Raw genomic sequence first — 24,848 nt, forward strand, 5'->3', positions numbered from 1 at the left:
AACCTGACCATTCTTATGGAACGCAAAGGGTTGCTGTGTTGACTCCCAACGGTCAAGACCTTCCGCGCCCCTTGCACAAAAGGGCTCTGCGCGTTCTGACCTTTATGGCCGCTGGCGTGCTGGTTCTGCCGGTGCTGTGTGTGGTCATTCTTGTGGTGCGGATGCAGTTCGGGCCGCTGAATGTCACACCCATCATCCGCCCCTTCCTACCCATGGCCGTGCTGGGCGGCCAAGGCGGGCAGCCTGCGGCGGCAACCCTCACGCTCCGGCGGGCCTCTCTGCAATGGAACGGCCTGCGTGACGGATTGAGTGTGCCTGTCACGCTCTCATTGCATGATGTGCGCATTCTTAAAGCGGACAACACAACGGCGGATACCATACGGGCCGCCAATGTCACGCTGGACCCAATAGCACTTGTCCATGGCAGCATTGCCCTGCGCACTGTGGATTTGAGCGGCGTGCGGATGGCTCTGCGGCGCGGCACAGATGGCTCCGTCGGGTTGGACGTGGATGCCCCACCAGCCCCGGCGTCCTCCACTGATAAAAATGGCTCACTGGACCCCAGCAGCCTGCAACGCATCGGCCTGACCGATACGCAGGTGACAATTGATGATCGGCTGACCCATATCCAGTGGATTGCCTCGCCCATTACCTCAACCCTGCACGTTGTCAGCGTCCATGGCGCGACCGGCGTGACCGGCTCCGTAGCCATTACCTTTCAGGCCCAGCAGGACACTACGGAACGCCTGAGCATAACGGCGCAGGGCGCGCAGACGGATCAGGGCACTGTGCAATGGCATCTCACCCTTGCTTCAGTACGCCCCAGCACGTTTGCGGGTCTGGCCCCTGCGCTGAAAACGCTGGATGTACCTGTGAGCCTGACGGCGGACACCACCTTCGCGCCAGCCCCGCCAAGTGCATGGCTGCTCCCGCAAGCCCTTGATGTGAAAACCGATTTTGGCGAAGGCGAACTTCAGGGCGGCGGCTCCACCTATCTGCTCAGCCACGGCGGGCTGGCGGCACATGTTGCCCTTGATCATCGCTCCCCCACGCACACGCCCGCCACCATTACGCTGCAAAGCCTGACACTTGCTCTGCTGAACCCGGAACATCCGGAGGACGCAAACGCTGGCATTACCGTGGGCGTTACCGGCCAGTTGAATGCGTCAGACCTGTTCAGCCCCACCGTGCTGTCCGGCCAGATGGCGCTGGATATTCCCACCGTGCCGTTTGGCGATATTGCCAGCTACTGGCCCGCCAAAGCGGCGAAAGGTGGCCGGAAATGGGTGGAAAACAATATTACAGATGGCACGGCGCATGACCTGCATACGGCCATAACGCTGCATAGCGATAAGGGCTGGAATGGCGTCAAGCTCACCTCGCTGAAAGGCAGCGTGGAAGGGTCAGACCTGACGGTGCACTGGCTGCGCCCTATCTCACCGCTACATCATCTGGATGCGCATCTTGAAGTGAATGATCTGGACAAGCTGACCATTCATTTTGACCACGCCTATCAGCTTGTGGACCGCGCAGATAAAAACGTCGGCGCTACTGGCATCGGGCGCGTGGCTGCTGGCCCCGGTTCCATGGAAATTACCGGCCTGTCCAGAAAAGACCAGATGGGCACAATTAAGACCGAACTGCGTGGTAATCTGCGCGACCTGCTGGCCATGCTGGCCGAGCCACGGCTGCATCTTCTCTCCCGCCACCCCATCAGCTTTACCAGACCCTCCGGGCAGGCCAGCGCCAAATTCTCCCTGACCCTGCCGCTGGAAAGTAAAGTCACAACCGATCAGATGGTGGTGGACGCGCATGCACAGGTGAGCAACACCCATCTGGGTAACGTCGTGGCCGGACGCGCAATTACCGATGGCACCTTCCAGATTGCCGCCACCACGCAGCAGATGGAGCTGAGCGGGCATGGCGTGCTGGGCGGTCTGCCATCTGACATTACCTATTTCATGAACTTCCGCTCCCTGCGCCCGCAGGACACTGCGGAAAAAGCGCATCTGTTTACCCGTATTACGCCTGAGACAGCCAACGCCGCCGGTATTGATACCAGCAGTCATTTTTACGGCAGTGCTGATCTGGGCGTGGAGTATGCCCGGCAGGCGAATAAACACGGGACGGTTAACATCAATCTGGACCTGAAACGCTCTGCCATTATCATCCCGCTCTGGCACAAGGAGACAGGCCATGCGGCGCAGGTTTCCGCCACTCTGGCCCTGCTGGACGGGCATATTACGTCTGTAGAAAACATTTTCGCCACCGGGCCGGATCTGGACGTGCGGGGCCATGCGGTCCTGCGGGAAAAAACGGCGCCGGAACTGCTGGTGTCTTCTTTCAAAATAGCGCGGTCCACAGGCCATGCGCGCCTTGTGCTGCCCTATGCCTCGCAGGATAAAACCATTCAGGTGGGTGTCTATGCCGATACGCTGGACCTCGCCCCCCTGATGGAAAGTGACCCGAACGCGCCGAAAAAGGCTTCCGCAGGCTATCATGTGCCCGAAGCCGCGACAGGCAGGCTCCACGGGCCGCCGGGGAATGCGTGGACCATCGATATGACGGCCAACGCCCTGTATTACAGCCAGACCAAGCAGCCGCTGCGTACTGTAACCGCGCATTTTGAAGATAACGGCCAACGTCTGGAACGCATGCGCTTTGCCATGCGCGGGCCATCCCCCGTCACCATGACACTGGAGCCGACCGGCGGCGTGCGCAGCCTGCATGTCAACATTCCGGATATGGGCGGGTTTCTGGCGGCTCTCAACATTCTGCCCAATGTGCAGGGTGGCCACGCAACCCTAACCGGCGCGTTTGATGACACACAGGCTTCCGCCCCGTTCAAGGGCACCATGCATGTCAGCCCGTTTGTGCTGAAAAAAGCCCCGGCCACCGTGCTTCTTGCACGTAATCTTTCTCTGTACGGATGGCTGAGCGCCCGCAAATCCCCTGAATTTGAAGTCTCGCAACTCATCATGCCCGTCACGTTTTCAGATGGCGTGCTGACCATCCAGAATGGCCGTATGGGAAATGATGCGCTGGGGGCCACGCTAGAAGGCACGATTGATCTGGGCCACAGCAAGCTGGACCTGAATGGCACGGTTGTCCCGATTTTCGCGCTTAACAAACTGCCCGGCAAACTGCCCGGCATTGGCAAACTGTTCAGCCCGGAACAAGATGGCGGCCTGCTTGCCATGACATTTGGCATCGCTGGCAAGCTGGAAAACCCGGACCTAAGCGTAAACCCTTATTCCGTTCTGTTGCCCGGTGTTTTGCGCAAACTGTTCTGATCCCACCCCGTGCTGCGGGTCCAGTCCGGGCCTGAAGCACTGTCGGGCATCTCCGGTATGTCCGCCTGCGTTTCAGTCAACGCGACCGTTTCTTTCAGCGTGCCTTGCACCTGCGCTGTAACAGCACCGCTTTTTATAGCCTTACGAAAATCATCGGGTTCTTCATCAAATGTCGTATCTACGCCATTCCCGCTGACTTCGCCCACGGGCCGCAACACCACGTCCGCTCTGGGCCGCACCGGGTCCACCTCCCAATGACGGGTGTGGGAAACCAACGTTGAGGCATCCGCCCCACTACAGGGCTGCATGTCTGTCAGGGTAACGGTTTCCGTGGTGACAACGGCTTCCATCGGCCCACTCTGCCGGGAGGTCTTGGGGACAGCCCGCCCGATAAGAACCGTGCCGGAGGGAATAACCAGCACCGTATTCCGCGCAGCCCCCGGCTGCGGTTTGAAACAGAGAGAGACTGCCTGCGTCCCAGCGGAACTGCCTGCCGCGTTGTCAGCACTTTGGGTCGCGCCGCCCTCGGGTCCGGCTTGGCGTCCTGCGTCCGCAGCGGTGATACTGCCGCCAGTTCGGGGCGCGGCAAACGCTGCTGGCTCCGGTAGAGCCTGCCCCAGCCCCAGCCCGATCAGTCCGCTGAACACCACGCCCAGCACCGTAGGGTTACGCAACCGCATCCCTCTTCCTTCCCGCCGTAACGGTCCGGGCGGATTACGGTTTGACGGGGGCCTCTTTTTTCAAACCCGATGGAATGGCGAACACCGCATCAGGCTGGGCCACCCGGCTGACACGGAGCGCCCGGACGGTAATCTGTCCCTGTTGTGCAACCTGCAACAACAGACCATCCGCCGTGTAACAGACATCACTGGCATGTCCGTCGGCATCTCTGGTGCGCCAGATAATGCAGTGTTCTCCTGCCACAACGGAACCACCCAATCGTGCATAGGTGCCAACCATGGCGGGGTGGCCGGGCGGAGTCAGACCTTGACTGGGCGCGGGCATCACGCTTTCCGTCTTGCGGTCCGGGTCCACCACCGTCAACGTATGCTGGGGCCATGAGGTTATCATAAACAGATTGGAGCCATCCGGGTCCAACCGCTGGCGCAGTGTGCCGACTTGCCAGCGCATCCGCTGCTTCATCACCGTGTCCCCGGTAGGGGATGTCAGTTCATACAGCACATCCGCATCCACGGACGGGGTAATGAACGGCGCGTCCTGCGGCGCAACGGGGGTGCCCTCACCGCCAGCCTGCCCCCCGGCTCCGGCTCCCTGTGCGGAGGACGTGCTACCGGCTGTCCCAACAGGAGCCGTGCTCTGCGCCACGGCGATGGACTGCGATAAGGCAACCAACGCGAGAGCCGTTGCGGCACCCATGCATAGCGTACGATGCGGCCACGCGCACACTCCAGCCCCCCACCACGCGGCCAAAAATTTTTCACCCCTCAGGGCCGCTTTGCTGGCCAGACTATCGCTGATGACAGCCTTTCCCCGTACGGCCTGTTCCGCAGTAGCGCTCCGCATCCTCTTCATAGCGTGTTGCTTGAGGCATCATGCAGACCAGAGTCTGTGGGGGGGATGGTCGTCATCGGGCCAACACCCGGCACAGCACCCGTGGTAGCAGGCATGCTGGGGCGTTCATGCTGCATGTTGGCTGGACCACGCAGGACGGACGGCGGTGCGCCAGAGGGGGCATTAGCCCCGCCGGACTGTGTATCGGGAGCGTGGGGCGTTACTTCCTGAAAGCCCGCAGGCGGCTGGAAGGATGAGGCCGGGACATCGTCATACGAGATTTTTGTCGCCTTGAGGTGGCCATTCAGGCCATCCACATCCACTCCGTCCTGCTCCAGAATAAAGCCGTCATCCGTCACACAGGCCGAACCATTCCCTTCCATAGATTGCACACCCCAGAGTGTGCAGGGCTGCCCGATGACCTCGGATTTGCCCTTGCGGGTAAAGGTCATGGACATATCCAGCAGGAACGGGCTCCGCGCCACTTCCTGCTGCACCAGCCGGGTGTAAATCTTCCGGTCATTCAGGATAATCAGCACTTCCTGCGCCGCCCGGTTGACAATCACCGCGCCACGGCTTTCCGGCCCGTCCATGGTGAGCATGTAGTTGATGCGCATCAGCCCGCCATCACCAGAAAACAGCACTTGCACATGCCGGTCCTTAACCGGCGCGGCGGGTGTTGGTGCGCCTCCTGCTGGCGGACGCGGCTGAAAGACGTAATCAATCGTCGCGTCCCGCGATGGCATCAGGCGCGGATGGTCCACCTGCGGGGCTTGAGCCTCGGCAGGCTTATTCCCTGTTTCCGCAGCAGAGACGAGCGGGCTTATCAGCAACCCTGCCGCCAGAGGTGCCGTGGCCAGAAGGCTGCAAAGGGTCAGCTTACGGCGCATCCGGCGCGGCTGGCAGTGTGTCATACGTCTGTGTCTTTCCTGTTTCTTATCCAGATCACGCCGCTTTCACGCCGGATCGTCAACTGCGCTGGCGCTCTGCCGGTTTTCCGCCGCCTGTGTTTCGGCCCGCAGAGCGCGGATTTCGGCCTCCAGCACATCAGCCGGAAGTGTAGGCCGCCAACATGGCATCATCTGGACAGCCTGCTCCAGAGTCGCTTTGTAAAGCTCCGCCGGAATATCCTGCCCACCAAAACGGGCGAGATGGTCCGTGCCGAACTGTGTATCAAGCACGATAAACCCGCCAACCCGTAACCGCGCCACCAGATGCACTAACGCAACCTTGGAGGCATCGGTCGCACGGCTGAACATGCTTTCTCCAAAAAACGCCCCACCAAGCGCCACGCCATATAGGCCGCCTACCAGCTTTCCGTCCTGCCGACATTCCACACTATGCGCGTAACCCATGTCATGCAGCGCACAGAAAAGCCGGAAAATCTCCCCGTTGATCCATGTCTCCTCCCGCCCCGGCGCCGGGGCGGCGCAGGCTTTCATGACACCCGGAAAATCCTGATCAACCGACACAGCAAACCGGCCCGACAAAACAGTGCGCAACAGGCGGCGTGAGAGATGAAACCCCCGTAGAGGCAGAATGCCGCGCGGGTCCGGGTCATACCATTGCAGTTCGTCATCCTCGGCATCGGCCGCCATGGGGAAAATCCCGGTGGCATACGCGCCTAAAATCAACTCCGGTGTCAGCGCGTCCGTCATGCGTCCTCCTCTGGTCAGCCTAGTCGCCCATCCGGGCCAGTGCGACCCTGCCGTTTTTTTTTCAGACGGGAGGCTGATCCTCAACCCATCTGGGTCGTTATAGGCGCACCATGGCTTTTCTGAAGGGCCATGCTAGTCTGCCGATACGGAAACTCAATCTGCCCTACAGAAAAAAGGAACGCCCATGCCTTCCGAAAAGCCTTACCTGATCCGTTCCGTCCGGCTCCCTGCCGCTGTTGAAAAGCGGATTGAGACCGACTTTACCGCCTTACCCCCGCCCGACGCACCGCTTGATACCGCCGCAATGCTGGCGCTGGCCGAGCAGCAGAAGGCCTTTGCGATGCTGGTGACGCATCACTGCCCGCTCAAAGGGGCCGATGTTGCCGCCATTCCGGACTGTGTGAAACTGGTCGCGACAGTCAGCGTCGGGCTTGACCATCTGGACGTGCCCGCTCTGCTGGCGCGCGGCATTAAGGTCTGCAACACGCCGGATGTACTGACCGACTGTAATGCAGATCTGACGATGATGCTCATTCTGGCCGCCTGCCGCCGGGCCGCGGAATATTATACGCTGATGAAAGACGGCTGGGGCCGCACGCTGGAAATGGACGAAATGCTCGGCATCCGCGTTACCGGCAAGACACTGGGCATTGTCGGTATGGGGCGCATCGGGCAGGCGCTGGCCCGCCGTGCGCGCGGGTTTGAGATGAAGGTGCTCTACCACAACCGCCGCAAGCTGGACCCCGCGCAGGAAGAGGGTGCGACCTATTTTGAAAATCTGGAAGAGATGCTGCCCCACTGCAACATTCTCAGCCTGCATATGCCCGCAACAGCCGGTGCTCCACCGTTGATGACAGCCCGCATGTTCGGCCTCATGCCGCGCGGGAGCGTGCTGGTTAACGCCGCGCGCGGCGCATTGGTGGATGAGACGGCTCTGCTAGACGCCCTGCGTTCCGGCCATCTCTTTAACGCCGGGTTGGATGTTTACCAGAACGAACCCAACCCGAACCCCAGCCTGCTCGCCCTGCCCAAGATTTTCATGACCCCGCACACCGGCAGCGCCACAGTGGAAACCCGCACGGCCATGGGCATGCTTTGTCTGGATAACGTGGCGGCACTCGCCGCAGGCAAACCGCTTGTCACCCCCGTGACAGCCTGAAAAAACCGTATAATCGGAGCGCCTTATGACCTTACGACTGGCCTGCCTGATGGGCATCGTGATCTGCGTAATCGTGAGACTGATCGACTTCCACTATCAACAGACCTGCGTGACTGTCGGCGGCGTGATGCTGTTTGTCGCACTGATTGCCACGTTGATGAATGAAGAACCGCCACCGGCCAAAAAACAAAAAAAGCCGGACCCCGCTTAAGGACCCGGCTCCAAAAAAGCAGCCTGAAAAAACAGCCGGAGGATCACCCTCGGGCTGTTTTCATGAAGGCTTTTCGCACGTCAGGAAACCCGGCCACCGTGCGCTGCAACCTGATCCCGCAGTGCTTCAGCCGTATCCCGCACAACCGGACCGTGTTCGCGCTCCAGACGACGAATAGTAAAGTGCGCCCGTGCCAGTGCGCGATAATGGTTAAGGAACGCCGTATTCAGCGAGGCCCCGCACAACGCCCCGGCAACCGGCATCAACTGCACAGACACTTTCTGGCCTAGCGCCAGACCGTAGTGGGAAGCGACTTCCGCAATCAGCATCACTACCGGGCGGCCCCGCAGCAGCGCACGGGCTGAGAAATATCCCAGTTCACTCTCATCCGCCTTGCGCGCATTGGGGAAGGCGCGCAGGGCGAACACTTCAAGGCAGGCGCGGCGGGCATCCGGGGCGGACAGGTCCTCGCCTTCTTCGCGCGCAATCCGGCCGATTTCACGCATGATCGTCAGCGTTGTGAAGCCAATATCCGGCGCCAGCCCCGCAAGCCCCGCAAAACCACCAACTGCACCGGAAACCGCCACCGCAGCCTGCAAGGCTGGTCCGCGCCACGGCTGCGGTTCCGCAAAGGCATCCCCCGCGTTGCGCATGCCCAGAATAGCCATATCAAAAGCGCGGGTAATGGCCGTTTCCGCCAGACCACGCAACTTGTCTTCCATCCCCGGCGCCATACCCAGCCCGCGCAGGCCAAGGCGCGTGGCATGCCCCACGGCCCCGCCCATAAGGTCCGCCAGCCGCACCAGAACGCCCTTGCCAGACTCGACCTGTGCGAGAGCCTGCTCCAGTTCCACCAGATCCTGACCGCTGAGCCTGAGCGTTACCATCTCGCTGCCTGTCATGTCCTGCGTTGTCATCTGCGCCCTCTCTGCTTACTCGTCCCTGCCCTGAAAGACCGGGAGGGGGCGCAATGCAGCGCCCGTAAAACTCTGTTTTGTAACGGAGAGTGTAGCATAGCATGTCCAAAAAGCGACACAGGCCGCCCCTCGTGGCGCATATGCCTCCCATCTCCAGAACAGGGATGTTCCTCTTCCTTCCCAAAAGCCTGACGGACTGAAAAGTTGCCTGCTACACCCCGGCTATGGGGCACCGCATCCCGCTACGCCGCAATGGTTGTCACACGCGGCGGAACACCATACACACCTCAGTGTGAGACCATTTCGGCGCAGACCGTGCGCCAACAGGAGTTTTTTCCATGTCGCACACACTGCGCTCCCCCCGCCCTGCCCGCAGCGGACGCTGGCAGCATTTGCTGCGTGCAGCCTCTGTCGCTGCTGTTCTCGCGGCCACCGGCTGTGCCCAAACGCCGCAGCAACAGGCCTATCACTCCGCACTGGAACATGCGCGGACGGACCCGTCTTTTTGCTATTCTCACCAGTATGACACGCTGCTGGCGGAAGCCATGCAGCGCGACCACAGCCTGCAATCCGGCAAGACCGCAAAGCGGGATGACAAGCCGGACTCCTCGTTCCAGCCAAGCATGACGGTCAGCGTAACCAGCGCCACGGCCATGCCGGACCTCAGCCTGCCGCCCTACTTCCACCGTGTTTGCCGCCTGAGCACAAAACTGCCGGATGGCAAAACGGAAAACGGGTTTCTGACTTTCACCTACCTGATCCGCGATAATAAAGTGCGCTCCGCTCTGACCGAATGGTATTCCGACGCGGAAGTCACGCAAGAATATGATGCGACGATGAAGCAGATTGAAGCCGGGCTGGACATGAACGACCCGGACCTGAAATCCTGCATCCAGCGTTACCCCGCCTTTGATACGCCCTCCAAAGACCCGATTGTGCAACAGGGCGCTCTAGACCTCCGCGCGCATCTGGTCCGCCGCTGTCTGGCCAACAAGGCCGCGCTGAAAGACCTGTATTCAGACCTGTATTTCATTCATCGCTAACAGACTGAGTGAACAGCCTGCATGATATCTGTCCGGGAGAGAGAAGCCGTCTTCTCGCTTCCGGACAGAAGGCCTGTCAGTTCTGCCACTTGTCGCACCACAACGGCCCATCACGCCAGAACGGTTGCGCGTCCGGGGTTTCTTTCCGGGTTCCGCCAGAACAGTTCACCCGATAACCGCTCCACAATTTCTGGCGGTAAAACGGGCCGACGCGGCATATAGGCCACTTTTCTGCGCACCTCATGCAGGCCCGGCGTATTAAGCGCCTGATCAAACCCTGATGCGCCGTTAAACTCGACGTCGTTAAAATCATAACGCCATTCAGGGAGTTTCAGCAGGCTCGCGACATGACCAACTGTGTCCTGCGGGTGCTTAACCAGCCGGTCATACTCAACCACAATCAGCTTATGTGCCAAAGTGCTGTAAAAGGCTTCCTGCAAGGCACGCCAACAATAGCCGAATGACCCGTTGGGCGCGGTTAAGGCTTCTACGCGGTCATATAATGTGCCGCGCCGCTCAATAGGCACAAGCTTTGAGCCCAGAGCAGGGTCTTTTTGGATAACACGCTCGAACGAATCAATAATCCAAACAGGGTTACGCACGCAGCAGATAATGCGCGCTGCGGGGAAGAGATGCTCAATAAGCCCGAGCCGCGTACACCACATCCGGTTATTATCAATAATCATCCCTGCCCGACGCCCAGTTTCCGGGTCCTTCTCGCAATAATAATGTGAAAGAACACCACGCAGGAGGCGTTTACGGGTTTCTTCATCAAATTCCGTCGCATACTCGCCCTCCACCATCAGGGATGACAATTTCACCATCATGGGGGCGACAGGCGTAATAATTCCGGCATGACGAACCGCCGGGTTCTGCATGAGAATGGCGCTGAGAAGCGTTGAGCCGGAGCGAGGGAGTCCAGACATAAAATGCACGGAAGATGTTGGCACAGGAGGCAACCTTTATGGGCTGTACAGAAGTGTCAAAAAGGGACGCTACAGTCTCTTTTTCCTCAGCCAGCGTTCTGGCTTTTGGTAAAAGACTGTCTGTCACTTCAGTGTTTAAGGAATAGCGTGGAAGACCTGTCTGGTGCGGCCTACACCGATACTGTCAAAGAAGCCGGGCGCGAGACGCTGAGACACTCTGCCCAGAGAAACGCCCTGCCGTTCTTACCATTTCAGCCGCACGCCCGCCGTAACGGCGGCTGACCCAACGTGGCTGCCAGTATTGGTCTGCCTGTGTCCGCCAAACGTGTTGAGCACCAGATCCAGCCCCTGCACGCCTTTAACCGGGTAGGCGAAAGTTACGGTTGTACCCTGCTCAAACAGCATGGGCGCGGCGGTGCTGTGTTCAACAGTAAATACCCCCAGATGCGTCCAGTCCCCCACCGCTTCAAAGCGGTCATATAAATGCGGATCAGGAGCCTTTTTATAAAAAGATGCTGTCAGCGGCGTGTTGACTTTCAGAACACTGGTCGGAGTTGTGGACTGCGCATATCCAGCCCCCGGCAGCAGCATGAACAGGACGTGAAAGATGTGCGATGCTCGCTGGGTCTTTTCCCGTGTTGAAAGCGCGTGGGAAATCATCTTTACTGTCCTGTAGCCTTGGGAGTGCGGACGGGACATCTCCGCCCTGTCACATTAAAGCCACATATACAGATTAAACTAAAAACACTTTCATAAAACTCTATTTCATCCTGTTACAAAAATTCATTTATCGCGCTAAAATTAAAGGTTTCCCACGCATCAGGAGCATCTTTGCCCCATAGGCAACACCACCCCTACCCCTCTTCCATCCCCTGCATCAGGCGGGAAAACCGCGCCATATCGACATTCCCGCCGGAAATGATGACGCCAACACGCTTCCCCTGCCATTGCGAGGCCGCAGCCAAAGCGGCAGCGACACCAAGGCAGCCGGTTGGTTCGACAATAATTTTCATCCGCTCAGCCAGTGTGCGCATGGTGGCCACAAGGGCCGCGTCCTCCACCGTGATAATTTCACGCAGGAGCCTGCGCATTAAACCGAAAGTCAGCGGGCTGATCGCTGTTGTCTGCGCCCCATCCGCGAGAGTTTTGGGCACGTCGATCTGCACAATATGACCCGCCGCGAAAGACTGCCGCGCATCATCACCAGCAGCCGGTTCCACCCCGATCACCGTGCAGCCAGGAGCAACCGCCTGCGCGGCTAATCCACAGCCTGAGGCCAACCCACCCCCACCAACCGGCACAAACAGGGCGTCCAGAGGTCCAGTCTCCTCAAACAGTTCAAGTGCTGCCGTGCCCTGCCCGGCAATAATGTCCGGATGGTCAAACGGCGGCAGCAACGTCGCTCCGCGCTCCGCCGCAAGGGCGGAGCCGATCGCCTGCCGGTCCTCCGTATAGCGGTCATACAGCACCACATGCGCGCCATAGTCGCGGGTTGCCGCCTGCTTCATGGCGGGCGCATCTTCCGGCATGACAATCACGGCGGGAATCCCGGCCAGTTGCGCGGCACAGGCCACACCCTGCGCATGGTTGCCGGAGGAATACGCCACCACGCCCCGGCGACGCACCTCTTCCGGCAGAGACAGGATTGCATTCAGCGCACCCCGGAACTTGAAGGCCCCGACACGCTGAAAATTTTCCGCCTTGAAGAAGAGTTCCACACCGCTCAGCGCATTCAGATAGCGGGACGTGAGAACCGGTGTCCGATGCGCATGTCCTTTCAGCCGCACCGATGCCGCAACAACGTCTGAAAAATCCGGTTCAACCTGCATGACACGCTCCTTTTCCGTCCTGTGTTCCCGCACTCTATCTGCACCCCGAACAGGCATACAGCCAGAACATTGCAGCCCCCTCTTTCCGCTCGCCCGGTCCGGGCCTACAAGATCAGGGAGCTTGTGAGCCGAGCACAGTCTGAAAGGACATTACTGACCATGAACTATCGCAGCATTTCCCCCGATTTTGTTGTCGCGCCGCAGATTGCCGTCAGCGATATTCCGGCCATCAAAGAGGCAGGTTTCAAAACCATTCTCTGCACCCGCCCGGACGGGGAAGACCCCGGCCAGCCGAGTGCTGAAACCATTGGTGCCGCCGCCAAAAAAGAAGGGCTCTCCTTCATGTCCATTCCTGTTCATGGTGGGCAGCCGCCGTCATCCGATGCCGTGATCATCATGCAGGAAACACTCAACACCCTGCCCGGCCCGATTTTTGCCTATTGTCGTTCCGGCAACCGCGCAGGCCAGCTCTGGACATTGGCCACGCAGGGCTGATCCCCAAAGAGCGAACAAAAAAGGGAGCGCCCAGACCGGGCCGCTCCCTTTTTTGTAATTTTACAAACATGCCTGAGTCAGACACGCCGCCGTCCCGGCACTCAATCGCCAGACCAGCCGCCCATCTGGCAGAGATACCGCCAATGTTCTGGCGAGACAGGACAGACGGACAGGCGGGACTGCCGAACCAGTGCCAGATCCGCCAGAGCCTCATCCTGCTTGATCTCAGCCAGTGTCACAGGCCGAGGCATGGGGCCGACAGTTTTGACATCCACACAGACCCAGCTTCCGCTCTCCGCCGTCGGGTCCGGGTAGGCTTCCCGCACAATCTCAACCACCCCCACAATCGCGCGCTGCACGTTGGAATGGTAGAAAAACGCGCGGTCCCCCAGCTTCATGCCAGCCAGATTCTTCTTAGCCTGATGATTCCGCACCCCGGTCCAAGGCTCGACATTATGCGCCACCTGCTCATCCCAGCTAAAAGCGTCCGGCTCGCTTTTTATCAACCAGTACGCCATGGCTATTCCACCAATTCGCCATCACGGAACACGGTGCGTAGCGGACGCACCACCACGCTTTCAAACAGATTGACCTCGGCATACGGGTCCGCTGCGGCAAAGCCTTCCGCAGCAGCACGGTCCGGCACATCCAGCAGGATAAGGCTGCCGCAAGGCGCACCGTTCACGTCAAGTTGAGGTCCGGCGAACTGAATGGCCTTTTTGTACTGTTCCAGAAAAGCCAGATGCTTCTCACGCGTCGCTTTGCGTATTTCCAGTGCTCCGGGACGGTCTGTGCAAATAATGGCAAACACCATGTCTTCTCTCCGCTGTGTTGTCGGAACAGGACGCCCATGAATAACTGCCCCGTGTCAAGATGCCCCGAATGATGTAAAAGGTGCGCGAGCGCATGTCTGGGCGGGGGACTCCCGCGCACGGACCACTGCACATTGACCTGATTTGTTGAGCTACGGAACGGACTGACATTTGAGCGCCACACCGACCCTCGTCGCGCGTGCCGGGACATTTTTCCATCGGTATGCCAATCCCGGCCGGTTTCTCAAGCTGGGCGCACGCCTGCAACCTTGGCTGACATGGCCTGCCCTACTGTTCACCCTCGCAGGGTTGGGCTGGGGACTGTTTTTCTCCCCCGCTGACTGGCAGCAGGGGGATTCTGTCCGCATTATGTATGTGCATGTGCCCGCCGCAATGCTGGCGTCCGCTGGCTATGCCGGGCTTGCTGTCTGCGCTGTGCTCTCCCTCGTCTGGCGGCACCCGCTGGCTGATCTGGCCGCTGTGGAAATCGGCCCTGTGGGTGCCTGCATCACCGCTCTGTGTCTGGCCACAGGCTCCCTGTGGGGCAAGCCGATGTGGGGGACATGGTGGGTGTGGGATGCCCGGCTGACTTCCGTGCTGGTGCTGTTCTTCCTGTATCTTGGCCACATCGCGCTGATCCGCGCATTTGATGACCCGCAGCGGGGCTACAGGGCCGCCGCCATTCTTGCGCTAGCTGGCGCTGTTGACCTGCCGATCATCAAATTCAGCGTGCAGTGGTGGAACACCCTGCACCAGCCGGACAGCATTACGCTAACAGGTGCCCCCACCATGTCCTCCTCCATGCTGTGGCCGCTGGCCCTCTCCACGCTAGGCTTTTCTCTGGGTTTTGCCGCCATTGTGCTGGCCCGCACCCGGGCGGCTGTCATGGAAAGCCGTATCCGCAGCCTGCTCTCCAGCCCGCGCCGCCGTGGCAGCAATGCCGCAGGAGACGCAGCATGACCCATCTGCCCTATATTCTGGCCAGCTACGGTCTGGCCGCCGTGATCGCCCTGACCCTTTCCGTCGGGGCCGCCGTCCGCCTGAAAAAAGCCCGGACACGTCTGGCCGCCCTTGAACGACCGACCGACCGCACGACAGGAGCCACCCCGTCTCTATGACCCGCAAGACACGTCGCCTCTGGCTCGTCCTCGCCTGCGTTGCCTGTCTGGGGGCGGCTGCCGCCCTCATGCTCAAGGCGTTTTCCTCGGATATTGTTTTCTTTGTCACGCCCTCACAGGTAGCAGCCTCTGCGCCACCGCCTGACCGTACCGTGCGGCTGGGTGGCATGGTGGTGGCCGGGTCCGTCAAACGGGAAAAGCAGGGGGAAACTCCCATTGCCCGCTTTGACGTGACAGACGGACAGGCCGCTGTAACCGTGCGGTATGAAGGCATTCTGCCCGACCTATTCCGTGAGGGGCAGAGTGTTGTGGCCGTGGGCACCATGCATAAGGACGGATTTGTCGCCAGTGAGGTTCTGGCCAAGCATGATGAAACTTACATGCCGAAAGAAGTGGCGGAAGCTCTGAAAAAGTCCGGCAAGTGGGACCCGCGCTTCGGCCCGCCGCCGAGTGCCGCAAGCTGGAACAGCATGACGGTGCAGGATGCGAAGAAAGACCTTGCGCCCGCCGGAGCACCCTCTGGAGCGCCCACAGCGCCGCCCACTTCCCCGGCAAGCAACTGAAGCCCCGTGCCACGCCGTGTTGTTCTTTTTGAGGCTTTAAACCTCTGTCTGGCAGAACTTCTGCCCTGCCAGACTCTTTTACGCTCTCTTTTACGCTGTCCCCACAGCCCGCCACCCGGAGACACCCCTCTGACATGCTGAGCCCTGAACTCGGACATTATGCGCTGGCCCTTGCCTGCATCCTTGCCGCCGCGCAGGGCATTCTGCCTCTTATCGGCGCGCAACGACGCGACAGACGGGTGATGATGCTCGCGCCGGGGCTAGCTGTCGGCCAGCTTCTGGCTCTGCTGGCCTCGTTCCTCTGTCTGGTAAACGCCGCCGTGACGGATGATTTCTCGGTCCAGAACATTGCGGCCAACAGTGCTGTTTCCAAGCCGCTGCTATATAAAATCACCGGTGTCTGGGGTAATCATGAAGGCTCCATTCTACTCTGGGCGCTTATTCTGGGCATCTGCGGGGCTGCCGTGGCGGCCTTTGGGCGCAACCTGCCTTCCGCCCTGCGGGCGCGGGTGATTGCCGTGCTGGGGGCCGTGGCCGCCGGATTTGAATTGTTCTGCCTGACCACATCAGACCCGTTTGCCCGCGTCTGGCCCGCGCCCATGGATGGGCAGGGTATGAACCCGCTGTTGCAGGACCCCGGTCTCGCTTTCCATCCGCCCATTCTCTACACCGGCTATGTCGGGTTTGCGGTGCCATTCGCCTTTGCCATTGCGGCCCTTATGGAAGGCCGGGTGGACGCCGCATGGGGTCGCTGGGTGCGCCCGTGGGCCGTGGCGGCATGGTGTTTCCTGACCTGCGGCATCGCTCTTGGCTCATGGTGGTCCTATTACGTGCTGGGCTGGGGTGGTTACTGGTTCTGGGACCCGGTGGAAAACGCCTCCCTCATCCCATGGCTGACCGGCACCGCGCTGATCCATTCCGCCATTGTGGTGGAAAAGCGGGAAAGCCTGAAAATCTGGACAGTGCTGCTGGCCATCGCCACGTTCTCCTTCTCGCTCTCCGGCACGTTCCTTGTCCGTTCGGGCATTCTGAACTCCGTACATGCTTTTGCGAATGACCCGGCACGCGGCATTTTCATTCTTGGCCTGCTGGCTGTGGTGATTGGTGGCTCTCTGGCGCTGTTCGCCTATCGTGCCCCCACGTTGACGGCGGGCGGCCTGTTCGCCCCCGTCTCGCGGGAAGGCGCACTCGTACTCAACAACATTCTGTTGTGCTCCCTGTGCGCGGTTGTCGTGACGGGTACCATGTATCCGCCCTTCATGTCCCTGCTCTTTGACCGCACCATTTCCGTCGGCAAACCGTTCTTTGATGCCACAACCATTCCGCTGGCCATTCCGCTGTTCATCTTCATGGGGTTTGGCCCCATGCTGCCATGGAAGCGCGCGCAGCTCTGGCCGGTCCTGCAACGGCTGTGGATTGCCGCGTTACTGGCTGGCGTGGCTTTTGCCGTGTTTACATTTGGCATGTCCGGCATTCCGCCTATTCTATGCAGTGCGCTGGCGGTGTGGGTCATCTGCTCATCCGTGCTGGATATTGCGGACCGTGTGCGCCTGTTCCGTATGCCGCTTTCCGGTAGTCTCCAGCGGGCACGGATGCTCCCCCGCTCTATTTTCGGCACGGCTATTGCCCATGCCGGTGTAGGGATAACGATTCTTGGTCTGGCCGCCATGTCTCAGGCCCAGCACAAGATTGTGGAAGTACCGGTTGGCACTACGGAACATCTGGCCGGGTATGACTGGACGCTGACAGATGTGAAGCAGGAGCCGGGGCCGAACTATACCGCTCTGGTTGCAACCCTTGAGGTGCGACATAACGGTAAAATCGTCACCATCATGCACCCGTCCAAACGCAGCTTTAACAGCCAGAACCAGACGACCACGGAAGTGTCCATCCACACCAATCTGCTGGCTGATCTGTATGGCGTGCTGGGGGATAAACACGGCACGGATGCTGCCCCGACCTATGTGCTGCGCCTGCATTACAATCCGCTGGCCCCGTGGATGTGGCTGGGCGCGCTGATTATGGCAATTGGTGGCGCGCTCTCCCTGTCTGACCGGCGCATGCGCGTGGGCGCGCCGCGCCGCGCCAAATCTTCCTCCGATACGGTGACGACAGCATGAGCACACCTCCCGAAAACACCACCCGCAGACGGCTGCTGATGGCCGTCCCTCTGGCCGGAGCGGCGGTTGTCGGCGTAGGGTTCTGGAAAATGCTGTCCGGCATGCAGCACGGGTCTTTTAACCCGCATAACATCAACGCCCCTGTGCTTAATCGCCCGGTGCCTGACTTCAGTGTGCCGGATCAGGCCCCCGGTCAGGGCTTTACGGCGCAGGACCTTCGGGCGCTGACGCAGCCGGTTCTGGTCAATTTCTTTGCCTCATGGTGCATCCCCTGTCTTGCAGAAATGCCTACCCTGATGGGCCTGAAGGATGATCTGCCGATGTGGGGCATCGCCTACAAGGATCGCCCGGAAAACGCCGCCGGGTTCCTGAAACATTCTGGCAACCCGTTCACCCGGCTGGGCAATGACCACGATGGCCGGGTTGGCATTGACTGGGGCATTTCTGGCGTACCGGAAACATTCCTGATCGGCCCCGGCGGCATTATCCGCTGGCATAGCGCGGCCCCGCTGGATGTAGACACCATCCGCAGCACACTGGCCCCTCTGCTGGAAAGCCTGAAAAAATCATGATGCTGCGCCGCCTCTCCGCCCTGTTTCTGGGCTGCGCCCTGCTCGTGGCGCCAGTTCTGGTTCTGGCGGTGGATGATCCGTCCGAAATACTCCCCAACCCGCAGGAAGAAGCGCGGGCGGAAGCCATTGGCTCCCAGCTGCGCTGTCTGGTCTGCCAGAATGAATCCATTGAGGACAGCAGCGCAGGCCTTGCGCGAGACCTGCGCCGCGTGGTGCGCGAGCACGTCGCCAAAGGCGAGAGTAACCGCCAGATCATGGACTGGATGGTCAACCGCTACGGTAATTTCATCCGCCTCAGCCCGCCTCTTTCCATAGGCACGTTGCTGCTGTGGAGTATGCCGGTTCTGGCGCTGCTGCTGGGTCTGACCATTGCGTTTTTCTCCTATCGCCGCCGACGCACCGCCCCTGTTGCCCCCCCACCGCTGACAGCGGAAGAAAAGGCCCGTCTGGCCGACCTGACAAAGGACTGAGCGCATGATCTGGCTTTCCATTCTGCTGTTAAGCTGTCTGGCTCTGGCTCCGGCGGCCCTCCCGCTCTGGCGGCGCACCCGGCAGGTCCGGGATGAACGCAGCGCCGCACTGGCGTTGCATGAAGCCCAGCTTTCTGAAATTGACCGTGATCTAGAGATCGGCCTGATCGCCCCGACGGAGCATGATATTGCCCGGCTGGAAATCCAGCGCCGTATTCTGGTGGCCGATACCGCCCCTACGCACGCGCATGATGTGCTACCGCCTTTTGCCGTATGGGGTGCGCTGGCGCTCATCCCGGTCGCTGCTGTCGGGCTTTATCTGACCAACGGCGTCCCGTCCCTGCCCGCGCAGCCACTCGGCCCGCGTCTGGCGGCACAGCATGAGCAGAACACCCGTGGAGATGCCGTCATCCAGCGCCTGAAAGCCACTCTGGCGATGATCCCGGCAGGAGACCCGAACCTACGGCAAGGCTACCTGCTGCTCGGGCAGGCCGAGGCAGGCCGGGAACATTATGCGGAAGCCGCCGAGGCGTGGAACCACGCCCTCACACTGGGTTTTGACCCCGAAGTGGCCGCCCGCACGGGTGAAGCCCTGACGCGCGCCGCAAGTCATGTTACCCCGCAGGCGCTGGATCTATTCCGCAAAGCCCTTGATGCCGCCCCCAAAGATGCCCCATGGCGCGGTGCCATTCAGGCCCGCATTGCCGAAGGTGAGCATGAGCAGGATAATCCGTAAAAGACTTTAAACACCACATAAGACCAAAACAGAAAAATACCTGCGTCACATGATCTGGATATGGCTTTTAAAACCCAGAAGGGCGGCATTACGCAGGTTGGACTGGGCATTGGGGTGAATATAATATTCAAACAGAGGGGTAAAAATAACGCCCCGCATGACATGTATGGCGTAGTTCGCTTCCATAACAATCGTATTGTGCTGCACGCCAGTCGCATGATTAGGCAGGCCTCTTCTCGCGCCGCGATCAATCATGTTCTGTTCCGTCAGGCTCACACCATCAGCGATTTTTGTGTAAGTGATGGCAAAGCCCAACGTGTCATAGGGACGCGTGCGAAAATAACCCCGATTGAGCAGTGCCCCATACACAAGATAATGACGCAATGACGTACGCGGGTCGTTATAAATCGCACCGGCCAGCGCGGTCAGGCCAGACTCTTTGTCGTGATAATGCAGCAGACGCTGGTCGAACATGGCCCATGTGGACCACGACGCACCATGCTGCTTCTGTTTGTGACCCGTCAGTCCGTAAGACTCATCATTAACGTCAAAGTAATTGTCACTTTGCTGCGTGCTGAACAGTTGCGCACCGAATTTGTAATGGCCCGGCAAAGTGTTATGACGGAAAACAGGTTCCCACGCGGTTTCGATCGGTGCGGTATAGCCAATGATGTTCGCGCCATTGAACTTGAACCCGGTCCGGTGCTGGTACACCTGATAAATCCCGTTTTCAATCGGATACAGACCTGTCTGCACATAGATGGACCGCGCGGGACGACCACGCACGCGGAACCCCCATGTCGATGCCGGATAACCGGCAGCAAAATTTGTGTCCGTTATCCCCTTGGGCCGACCGCAGAAACTTCCATTCTGGAAGTTGCAAAACAGCGGACTGGCGGCAAAGTCCGATATTTCGGCCATGCGACCTGCCGCAATCGCCAGCCGCCCGCCTAAAAGCGTTTCCTCCCCATAGGCATAGACAAGATGGACCACCACGTTACCACCACCGCCATAATCTTCCGATGCATGGTTCAGCCAGTCCCCGAACATGCGGTTGGCGGTCGTGCCATAACGGCCGACAGTCACCATATGCGTGGCAAAGCCGCGCCACCCCACCAGCTTGTCCCAGTCCACGTCAAGCTGCACGGCATACTGTCCCGCATTGCTCGCGCCCTGTTTGTAATTGCTGAATCCCGGTGTTGTCCCGCGCGTGGGTGGCGTTATGGCACCCGCAAATTCGTTGGTATTGTCCAGCAGGAAATTTATGCCTCGGCGGCGCAACCATTTTGAGACAGGATTGGGTGCCACCGCTTCCGGTTGCGAAAACGGCGGCACCCACGTCTTGTATGCATCATGACTGGGCAACGGGCGCGACACCAGCAGGCTGGGAGCCGATCCGATATCCCGGTCCATGACCTGTGCGCTGGCGGGTGCGCCCCAAAACAGCACACCGCCCAGCGCAAGAGAGAGCATAGACGGGGCTGTCCGCATGATTGCGTCGGCACTTGACGGCTTAGCTCTCGTCAAATCGCCAACAAGAAAAGCCTGATCCACATAATGTCTTTCTTATTTTTTTTAAAAAGACATAAAAATATAATCACCTGCCAACTAAATTATTCGTGTGTCTATTTTTAATTAAACTGACTGTACCTTCTACAGCCGATCCTCTGTCGGCCCATCAGACAGCACCCCTTCCCACTTGGCGGAAATCGCAGCGGCATAGCCATTGCCCAGCACGTTGGTGGCCGTGCGGGCCATGTCGAGGAAGTGATCAATGCCGAGGATCAATGTAATGCCGGCTTCCGGCAGGCCAAACTGCGGCAGCACGGCAACGAGTGTGACAATGGAAGCGCGGGGCACACCGGCAATACCCTTGCTGCTCAGCATCATGACCAGCACCATAGTGAGCTGCTGCATGGCGGACAGATGGATGTCATACACCTGTGCGATAAACAGCGCGCCAAAACTCTGGAACAGAATGGAACCATCCAGATTGAAGCTGTAACCCAGCGGCAGCACAAAACCGCTGATCCGTACCGGCACCCCGAAAGCTTCCAGCTTTTCCAAAAGCAACGGATAGACGGACTCACTGCTGGCGGTTGCATAGCCAAGAATAAGTGGCTGCACGAGTTCACGGATCAGGTCTTTAATCCGCGGGCCAAGCACTAGAAAAGCGAGCGTTGTCAGCACAACCCATAGCAGGAGAATGGTGGTGTAGAATTCAACCAGAAAACGGCTGTACTGGATAAGCATCCCGCCGCCACTATGGGCAATACTGCCCATAACAGAGCCAAAAACGGCCATGGGCGCAAGCAGCATGACCATATCGGTCATACGCAGCATGATGTGGCCGAGTTCCTCCGTCCAGCCCAGCATGGTCTTTCCGGTCTTGCCTGCCGCGGGAAGGGCTAGACCGAACAGTACGGAAAATACGACAATCTGGAGGATGTCATTCCGGGCCATGGAATCCAGAATGCTGGTTGGCACAATATGCAGTAGGAAGTCCACCGGCTGAAACGGGTGTTTCAGATTAGCCATATCCGCCACCGCAGGCGGTTCAAACCCAGACCCCGGCTGAAAAACATTCCCTGCTAACAGCCCGATAAGCAGAGAGACAAAGGACATGCAGATAAACCACAGCAGGATTTTACCACCAACGCGGAACACCTGACTGTCGCCCCCCAGCTTGCCAATCCCGCTGACAAGCGTGGCAAACACCAGCGGCGCGATCACCATCTTGATCAACCGCAGGAAAATACCCGTCATCAGGGTTGCGGCCTGCTCGGCAAAATGAATAACGGCAGGCGAGAGCGTATGAATAAAAAGTCCGCTCAGGACGCCCAGAACAAGGGCAATCAAAATAGCATAAGTCCGCCGTCTGGTGTTGACCGGCTGCGTCCCAATAGCCATCACGTTGTTCCCTATTCTGGTTTTTTGCCACTATTTTGCCGGGTTCTACGCTACCGGCTAGAATATTTGAAGACCAGACCGGACCTATCTCATGAATTCTTTCTGCCAAAACAGACTCCGTAAAATAGTTAAATAATCGCAACAATAACAAAACGATATAACTTCGCAACGAAATAAAATTTCCAAATCAACCGCAGAAAACTCACAGTCTTTCAATAATCTCTTATATTATTTTTAAAAATATCGCCACCTGTTCTTGATTTTCAGCGGGTTTGCTGGCTCCCTCGTGCCAGAGTTCAATAAAGAGGTGTTTTTTAAGGTTATGGTCAGACCGTCACTGCATCGTTGTTGCCACTTTTTTTACGCAGTGCTGGCCGGATCATCCCTAGCAAATCTCTCCGGTCATGCGGCACAGGCGGACCAGTGGTACACAGGCTCTCTGGTTTCTCCGTCTGGCGCAAAAAACCATGCGGGCGATATGGGGATAGAACCTTACTACTCGTACAGCCAGCCGGTCGGTTCCTTTGCGTCCAACGGGTCCAGCCATCCCCTTCACCCCCGGCAACAGAGCTTTAGTAATTCCACCTTGTGGAAATACGGCATTACGGATGACCTCAGCGTTCAGGCCCATACGGTGGTCGGCTACGGCTGGAAACATGCAGCAGGACATGCCCACGGCCCGCAGTTTGGTGATTTCCCGGTGGATCTCATCTGGCGGTTTCTCCACCCCAACCCGAAACGCTTTATCCCGGACCTCAACCTGTTTGCCGGTGTTGTCATGCCAACGGGGGCTTATTCCCACCTGCGCTCCGCGCAGGATGGCAACGGCACAGGCGCCTATGTTTTCCGCTTTGCCATTACCAGCCAGTCCACTTACACATTGCCGGGTAACCATGCCCTGCGCCTACGCGTGTGGAACTGGTGGCGGCGCGCTTTAACAAGTGCGCGCCTGCGGGATGTCACGACCTACGGCACCGCAGCAGGCTTCCGGGGCACTGGGCGTCCGGGCATGAGCGGCCAGACCGGCTTTTCTCTGGAATACGGCATTAACCAACGCTGGGTTCTGGCTATGGATCTGGCGCGGGATTGGGGAAATGGGTCTCACCTCAAGGGGTGGAACGCTGCGGGGGCGCGGATCAACAAAATCAGCGCTGCCTCAACAGACTGGCAGATTGCACCGGCAGTTGAATATAACTGGAACCCACGCTGGGGTGTGATTGTCGGCGCCGCCGTCTATTACGCGGGGCATGATACGGGCATTAAAATCGCCCCGCAGTTTGCTGTGAACACCGTGTTCTGATCAGCTATTCCCGGCTTCCTGCAACGGAGTCCGTGCCCAGATATCTTCCCGCGCGCGGCGCTGGGGTGGACGGGGCTGGCAGGAAATAAAATAAAGCCCCACCACAAAAACAAGGTTGGACAGCGCGTTAAACCACATTGGCAACCGATACGGTGCCGGTGCTCCATACGCCTGAAACAGCACATAAGCTGTAAACGGAATGGAGACCAACCGCACCCCCACCAGCATATAACGCAACGGGTTTGGCTTGCCGGGCTGCACCAGCACCCGCATGCGGTTGAGGCCGATAAAAAATGTCACGCACAGGCCCCAGACCAGCACGTTGAACATCATATTGGAAATATCTTCCATGCCGCCAATGACAAACACGGCGATAATGGAGACAGCGGAAAACAGCAGAGAGCCAAGCTGGCAGCTCATACCAACTTCAAGCGCAGGCATGCGCTCGGGCAACCTGTCCGCCAGAGGCTGACAGAGTTCATCCAGCAGCCAGCTATCAACACGCGTGATGCGCTCACCAAGGTTCATGGCAGCATCCTAACGGATTGTCAGGCGGGATGCACCTTTCAATCCTGCAAGCTTGCCATCCGGATAACAAAATCACGCCCGGCCCATCGCTGAGGGCCGGGCGCGAGCGGTATTCTCAGGCTTCTTTTGCGGGCTCTGTGGTGGGTAGGGTGCCGTCCGGTGTTTTTTTGTCCACAGCCTGCGGCAGGAAATGAGCCAGCGTGGTCAGCACGGCATCAGCCGGGAGGCCGGTGCGCTGCACCAGATCATGCACCGTGCCGCTACCCAGAATATCGCGGATTTCATCAGCCGTTGCGGGCACGTTGCTGCCCTGACCAATCCATGAGCGGACCTTGTCACCCAGACCGGCCTGATCAGCCTGCGCCAGAATGTTCTGAAGCGTTTCAGGCTGGAGCAGTTTCTGAAGCTGCTGCTGCATCTCGCCCTGAAGGTTGACACCCAGCGCGCCTTCTACTTTGCCAACGAGATTCTGAATGAAATCGGACATGTAAAGCCTCTCTGCTCTTCCACTAAGCCTGTGTGCAAATCTGTTGCTGTGCCAGACCCGCATTTATCATTATGATTATGGACCAGATAACAATCATGTGCGAGATTTATAATTGCCTTTCTTATCGTCCGGGTACCCTGCTGAGAGGGGCTGATAGCTGATATGCGTCTGAGCCTACGAGGAAAGTTC

27 protein-coding genes are annotated in these 24,848 nt (G+C 59.0%); 13 read left to right on the forward strand and 14 right to left on the reverse strand.

Features of this window, described 5'->3' with window-relative positions; all coding sequences use genetic code 11:
• The first annotated feature begins 71 nt into the window (after positions 1-71).
• Positions 72-3,293: an AsmA-like C-terminal region-containing protein gene (locus tag AD949_RS13285; protein ID WP_244463305.1), complete on the forward strand. Its 3,222-nt coding sequence runs from the start codon at positions 72-74 to the stop codon at positions 3,291-3,293.
• Here AD949_RS13285 and AD949_RS13290 read toward each other — a convergent pair.
• The 4 genes from AD949_RS13290 to aat are packed head-to-tail and all read right to left on the reverse strand — an operon-like array spanning position 3,251 to position 6,463.
• On the reverse strand, positions 3,251-3,973 hold the full coding sequence (locus AD949_RS13290; protein ID WP_052944533.1) for a hypothetical protein: 723 nt from the start codon (positions 3,971-3,973) through the stop codon (positions 3,251-3,253). The two genes, AD949_RS13285 and AD949_RS13290, sit on opposite strands and share 43 nt — an antisense overlap.
• A 34-nt stretch (positions 3,974-4,007) precedes the next feature.
• Positions 4,008-4,826, reverse strand: coding sequence for a hypothetical protein (locus AD949_RS14590; RefSeq protein WP_244463304.1), 819 nt, complete (start codon positions 4,824-4,826; stop codon positions 4,008-4,010).
• A complete protein-coding gene (locus tag AD949_RS13300; RefSeq protein WP_052944532.1) occupies positions 4,823-5,719 on the reverse strand; it encodes a DUF4412 domain-containing protein in 897 nt (298 codons plus the stop codon). Before AD949_RS13300 ends, AD949_RS14590 begins: the two co-directional genes overlap by 4 nt.
• A 42-nt stretch (positions 5,720-5,761) precedes the next feature.
• Positions 5,762-6,463 (reverse strand): leucyl/phenylalanyl-tRNA--protein transferase, encoded by a 702-nt coding sequence (aat, locus tag AD949_RS13305; RefSeq protein ID WP_048835274.1) that lies wholly within the window; start codon positions 6,461-6,463, stop codon positions 5,762-5,764.
• A gap of 184 nt (positions 6,464-6,647) precedes the next feature.
• Between aat and AD949_RS13310 the strand changes: the two genes are divergently transcribed.
• Both AD949_RS13310 and AD949_RS14195 read left to right on the forward strand, forming a co-directional pair.
• Entirely contained in the window at positions 6,648-7,622 is a 975-nt protein-coding gene (locus tag AD949_RS13310) for a 2-hydroxyacid dehydrogenase (RefSeq protein ID WP_048835273.1), read from the forward strand.
• Positions 7,623-7,647: 25 nt separating this feature from the next.
• On the forward strand, positions 7,648-7,833 hold the full coding sequence (locus tag AD949_RS14195; protein WP_141325322.1) for a hypothetical protein: 186 nt from the start codon (positions 7,648-7,650) through the stop codon (positions 7,831-7,833).
• Between the two features lie 80 nt (positions 7,834-7,913).
• On the opposite strand, the gene AD949_RS13315 is transcribed toward AD949_RS14195, so the two are convergent.
• On the reverse strand, positions 7,914-8,750 hold the full coding sequence (locus AD949_RS13315; protein ID WP_048835272.1) for an EcsC family protein: 837 nt from the start codon (positions 8,748-8,750) through the stop codon (positions 7,914-7,916).
• Between the two features lie 338 nt (positions 8,751-9,088).
• Between AD949_RS13315 and AD949_RS13320 the strand changes: the two genes are divergently transcribed.
• Positions 9,089-9,793 carry a hypothetical protein gene (locus tag AD949_RS13320; RefSeq protein ID WP_048835271.1) on the forward strand — a complete coding sequence of 235 codons (705 nt, stop codon included), beginning with the start codon at positions 9,089-9,091 and terminating at the stop codon, positions 9,791-9,793.
• A 110-nt stretch (positions 9,794-9,903) separates the two neighbouring features.
• Here AD949_RS13320 and AD949_RS13325 read toward each other — a convergent pair whose 3' ends face one another.
• The 3 genes from AD949_RS13325 to AD949_RS13335 all read right to left on the reverse strand — a co-directional run bounded on the left by AD949_RS13325 (position 9,904) and on the right by AD949_RS13335 (position 12,548).
• Positions 9,904-10,743 (reverse strand): sulfotransferase family protein, encoded by an 840-nt coding sequence (locus AD949_RS13325; protein WP_244463303.1) that lies wholly within the window; start codon positions 10,741-10,743, stop codon positions 9,904-9,906.
• A 219-nt stretch (positions 10,744-10,962) separates the two neighbouring features.
• The gene (locus tag AD949_RS14595) at positions 10,963-11,379 is read right to left on the reverse strand and encodes a hypothetical protein (protein ID WP_048835269.1); all 417 of its coding nucleotides are present in this window, start codon (positions 11,377-11,379) and stop codon (positions 10,963-10,965) included.
• Between the two features lie 194 nt (positions 11,380-11,573).
• Positions 11,574-12,548 carry a threo-3-hydroxy-L-aspartate ammonia-lyase gene (locus AD949_RS13335; protein ID WP_048835268.1) on the reverse strand — a complete coding sequence of 325 codons (975 nt, stop codon included), beginning with the start codon at positions 12,546-12,548 and terminating at the stop codon, positions 11,574-11,576.
• 159 nt (positions 12,549-12,707) lie between these two features.
• On the opposite strand from AD949_RS13335, the gene AD949_RS13340 reads away from it, so the two are divergent.
• Complete coding sequence (locus AD949_RS13340; protein ID WP_048835267.1) at positions 12,708-13,043, forward strand: TIGR01244 family sulfur transferase; 336 nt, start codon at positions 12,708-12,710, stop codon at positions 13,041-13,043.
• Positions 13,044-13,144: 101 nt separating this feature from the next.
• Here the strand turns inward: AD949_RS13340 and AD949_RS13345 are convergent, their stop codons facing one another.
• The gene (locus AD949_RS13345; RefSeq protein ID WP_048835266.1) at positions 13,145-13,561 is read right to left on the reverse strand and encodes an EVE domain-containing protein; all 417 of its coding nucleotides are present in this window, start codon (positions 13,559-13,561) and stop codon (positions 13,145-13,147) included.
• A 2-nt stretch (positions 13,562-13,563) separates the two neighbouring features.
• Entirely contained in the window at positions 13,564-13,857 is a 294-nt protein-coding gene (locus AD949_RS13350) for a YciI family protein (RefSeq protein WP_048835265.1), read from the reverse strand.
• Positions 13,858-14,026: 169 nt separating this feature from the next.
• Between AD949_RS13350 and AD949_RS13355 the strand changes: the two genes are divergently transcribed.
• The 7 genes from AD949_RS13355 to ccmI all read left to right on the forward strand — a co-directional run bounded on the left by AD949_RS13355 (position 14,027) and on the right by ccmI (position 19,434).
• A complete protein-coding gene (locus AD949_RS13355; protein WP_048835264.1) occupies positions 14,027-14,815 on the forward strand; it encodes a heme ABC transporter permease in 789 nt (262 codons plus the stop codon).
• Positions 14,812-14,973 carry a heme exporter protein CcmD gene (locus tag AD949_RS14200; RefSeq protein WP_141325324.1) on the forward strand — a complete coding sequence of 54 codons (162 nt, stop codon included), beginning with the start codon at positions 14,812-14,814 and terminating at the stop codon, positions 14,971-14,973. The genes AD949_RS13355 and AD949_RS14200 overlap by 4 nt, the downstream gene beginning before the upstream one ends.
• The gene (gene ccmE, locus AD949_RS13360) at positions 14,970-15,536 is read left to right on the forward strand and encodes a cytochrome c maturation protein CcmE (protein ID WP_048835263.1); all 567 of its coding nucleotides are present in this window, start codon (positions 14,970-14,972) and stop codon (positions 15,534-15,536) included. The genes AD949_RS14200 and ccmE overlap by 4 nt, the downstream gene beginning before the upstream one ends.
• A gap of 134 nt (positions 15,537-15,670) precedes the next feature.
• Entirely contained in the window at positions 15,671-17,656 is a 1,986-nt protein-coding gene (locus AD949_RS13365) for a heme lyase CcmF/NrfE family subunit (RefSeq protein ID WP_048835262.1), read from the forward strand.
• The gene (locus tag AD949_RS13370; protein ID WP_048835261.1) at positions 17,653-18,228 is read left to right on the forward strand and encodes a DsbE family thiol:disulfide interchange protein; all 576 of its coding nucleotides are present in this window, start codon (positions 17,653-17,655) and stop codon (positions 18,226-18,228) included. Before AD949_RS13365 ends, AD949_RS13370 begins: the two co-directional genes overlap by 4 nt.
• Positions 18,222-18,698 (forward strand): cytochrome c-type biogenesis protein, encoded by a 477-nt coding sequence (locus tag AD949_RS13375; RefSeq protein ID WP_174766751.1) that lies wholly within the window; start codon positions 18,222-18,224, stop codon positions 18,696-18,698. The genes AD949_RS13370 and AD949_RS13375 overlap by 7 nt, the downstream gene beginning before the upstream one ends.
• Positions 18,699-18,702: 4 nt before the next feature.
• The gene (gene ccmI / locus AD949_RS13380; RefSeq protein WP_048835259.1) at positions 18,703-19,434 is read left to right on the forward strand and encodes a c-type cytochrome biogenesis protein CcmI; all 732 of its coding nucleotides are present in this window, start codon (positions 18,703-18,705) and stop codon (positions 19,432-19,434) included.
• 45 nt (positions 19,435-19,479) lie between these two features.
• On the opposite strand, the gene AD949_RS13385 is transcribed toward ccmI, so the two are convergent.
• Both AD949_RS13385 and AD949_RS13390 read right to left on the reverse strand, forming a co-directional pair.
• Complete coding sequence (locus tag AD949_RS13385) at positions 19,480-20,907, reverse strand: carbohydrate porin (RefSeq protein ID WP_248845783.1); 1,428 nt, start codon at positions 20,905-20,907, stop codon at positions 19,480-19,482.
• Positions 20,908-21,087: 180 nt separating this feature from the next.
• Positions 21,088-22,344, reverse strand: a complete 1,257-nt coding sequence (locus AD949_RS13390; protein WP_048835258.1) for a dicarboxylate/amino acid:cation symporter — start codon at positions 22,342-22,344, stop codon at positions 21,088-21,090.
• Positions 22,345-22,666: 322 nt separating this feature from the next.
• Between AD949_RS13390 and AD949_RS13395 the strand changes: the two genes are divergently transcribed.
• The gene (locus AD949_RS13395) at positions 22,667-23,644 is read left to right on the forward strand and encodes a hypothetical protein (RefSeq protein ID WP_244463302.1); all 978 of its coding nucleotides are present in this window, start codon (positions 22,667-22,669) and stop codon (positions 23,642-23,644) included.
• On the opposite strand, the gene AD949_RS13400 is transcribed toward AD949_RS13395, so the two are convergent.
• Together AD949_RS13400 and AD949_RS13405 are read right to left on the reverse strand one after the other, a co-directional pair.
• Positions 23,645-24,172 (reverse strand): hypothetical protein, encoded by a 528-nt coding sequence (locus AD949_RS13400; protein ID WP_048835257.1) that lies wholly within the window; start codon positions 24,170-24,172, stop codon positions 23,645-23,647.
• A gap of 115 nt (positions 24,173-24,287) precedes the next feature.
• Positions 24,288-24,659, reverse strand: a complete 372-nt coding sequence (locus AD949_RS13405) for a YidB family protein (protein ID WP_048835256.1) — start codon at positions 24,657-24,659, stop codon at positions 24,288-24,290.
• Between the last annotated feature and the right edge of the window lie 189 nt (positions 24,660-24,848).

Origin of the sequence: Acetobacter orleanensis (assembly GCF_001581005.1) — a bacterium.
Taxonomy (GTDB): domain Bacteria; phylum Pseudomonadota; class Alphaproteobacteria; order Acetobacterales; family Acetobacteraceae; genus Acetobacter; species Acetobacter orleanensis.

What these genes read in the sequence shown, in the direction of transcription:
- ccmI (WP_048835259.1), top strand. Translation starts at nt 18,703, where the DNA reads ATGATCTGGCTTTCCATTCTGCTGTTAAGCTGTCTGGCTCTGGCTCCG.
- AD949_RS13290 (WP_052944533.1), bottom strand. Translation starts at nt 3,973, where the DNA reads ATGCGGTTGCGTAACCCTACGGTGCTGGGCGTGGTGTTCAGCGGACTG.
- AD949_RS13395 (WP_244463302.1), top strand. Translation starts at nt 22,667, where the DNA reads ATGGTCAGACCGTCACTGCATCGTTGTTGCCACTTTTTTTACGCAGTG.
- AD949_RS14195 (WP_141325322.1), top strand. Translation starts at nt 7,648, where the DNA reads ATGACCTTACGACTGGCCTGCCTGATGGGCATCGTGATCTGCGTAATC.
- AD949_RS13370 (WP_048835261.1), top strand. Translation starts at nt 17,653, where the DNA reads ATGAGCACACCTCCCGAAAACACCACCCGCAGACGGCTGCTGATGGCC.
- AD949_RS13335 (WP_048835268.1), bottom strand. Translation starts at nt 12,548, where the DNA reads ATGCAGGTTGAACCGGATTTTTCAGACGTTGTTGCGGCATCGGTGCGG.
- AD949_RS13350 (WP_048835265.1), bottom strand. Translation starts at nt 13,857, where the DNA reads ATGGTGTTTGCCATTATTTGCACAGACCGTCCCGGAGCACTGGAAATA.
- AD949_RS13315 (WP_048835272.1), bottom strand. Translation starts at nt 8,750, where the DNA reads ATGACAACGCAGGACATGACAGGCAGCGAGATGGTAACGCTCAGGCTC.
- AD949_RS13320 (WP_048835271.1), top strand. Translation starts at nt 9,089, where the DNA reads ATGTCGCACACACTGCGCTCCCCCCGCCCTGCCCGCAGCGGACGCTGG.
- AD949_RS14200 (WP_141325324.1), top strand. Translation starts at nt 14,812, where the DNA reads ATGACCCATCTGCCCTATATTCTGGCCAGCTACGGTCTGGCCGCCGTG.
- AD949_RS14595 (WP_048835269.1), bottom strand. Translation starts at nt 11,379, where the DNA reads ATGATTTCCCACGCGCTTTCAACACGGGAAAAGACCCAGCGAGCATCG.
- AD949_RS13405 (WP_048835256.1), bottom strand. Translation starts at nt 24,659, where the DNA reads ATGTCCGATTTCATTCAGAATCTCGTTGGCAAAGTAGAAGGCGCGCTG.
- aat (WP_048835274.1), bottom strand. Translation starts at nt 6,463, where the DNA reads ATGACGGACGCGCTGACACCGGAGTTGATTTTAGGCGCGTATGCCACC.
- AD949_RS13385 (WP_248845783.1), bottom strand. Translation starts at nt 20,907, where the DNA reads ATGCTCTCTCTTGCGCTGGGCGGTGTGCTGTTTTGGGGCGCACCCGCC.
- AD949_RS14590 (WP_244463304.1), bottom strand. Translation starts at nt 4,826, where the DNA reads ATGAAGAGGATGCGGAGCGCTACTGCGGAACAGGCCGTACGGGGAAAG.
- ccmE (WP_048835263.1), top strand. Translation starts at nt 14,970, where the DNA reads ATGACCCGCAAGACACGTCGCCTCTGGCTCGTCCTCGCCTGCGTTGCC.
- AD949_RS13345 (WP_048835266.1), bottom strand. Translation starts at nt 13,561, where the DNA reads ATGGCGTACTGGTTGATAAAAAGCGAGCCGGACGCTTTTAGCTGGGAT.
- AD949_RS13400 (WP_048835257.1), bottom strand. Translation starts at nt 24,172, where the DNA reads ATGAACCTTGGTGAGCGCATCACGCGTGTTGATAGCTGGCTGCTGGAT.
- AD949_RS13310 (WP_048835273.1), top strand. Translation starts at nt 6,648, where the DNA reads ATGCCTTCCGAAAAGCCTTACCTGATCCGTTCCGTCCGGCTCCCTGCC.
- AD949_RS13300 (WP_052944532.1), bottom strand. Translation starts at nt 5,719, where the DNA reads ATGACACACTGCCAGCCGCGCCGGATGCGCCGTAAGCTGACCCTTTGC.
- AD949_RS13390 (WP_048835258.1), bottom strand. Translation starts at nt 22,344, where the DNA reads ATGGCTATTGGGACGCAGCCGGTCAACACCAGACGGCGGACTTATGCT.
- AD949_RS13340 (WP_048835267.1), top strand. Translation starts at nt 12,708, where the DNA reads ATGAACTATCGCAGCATTTCCCCCGATTTTGTTGTCGCGCCGCAGATT.
- AD949_RS13365 (WP_048835262.1), top strand. Translation starts at nt 15,671, where the DNA reads ATGCTGAGCCCTGAACTCGGACATTATGCGCTGGCCCTTGCCTGCATC.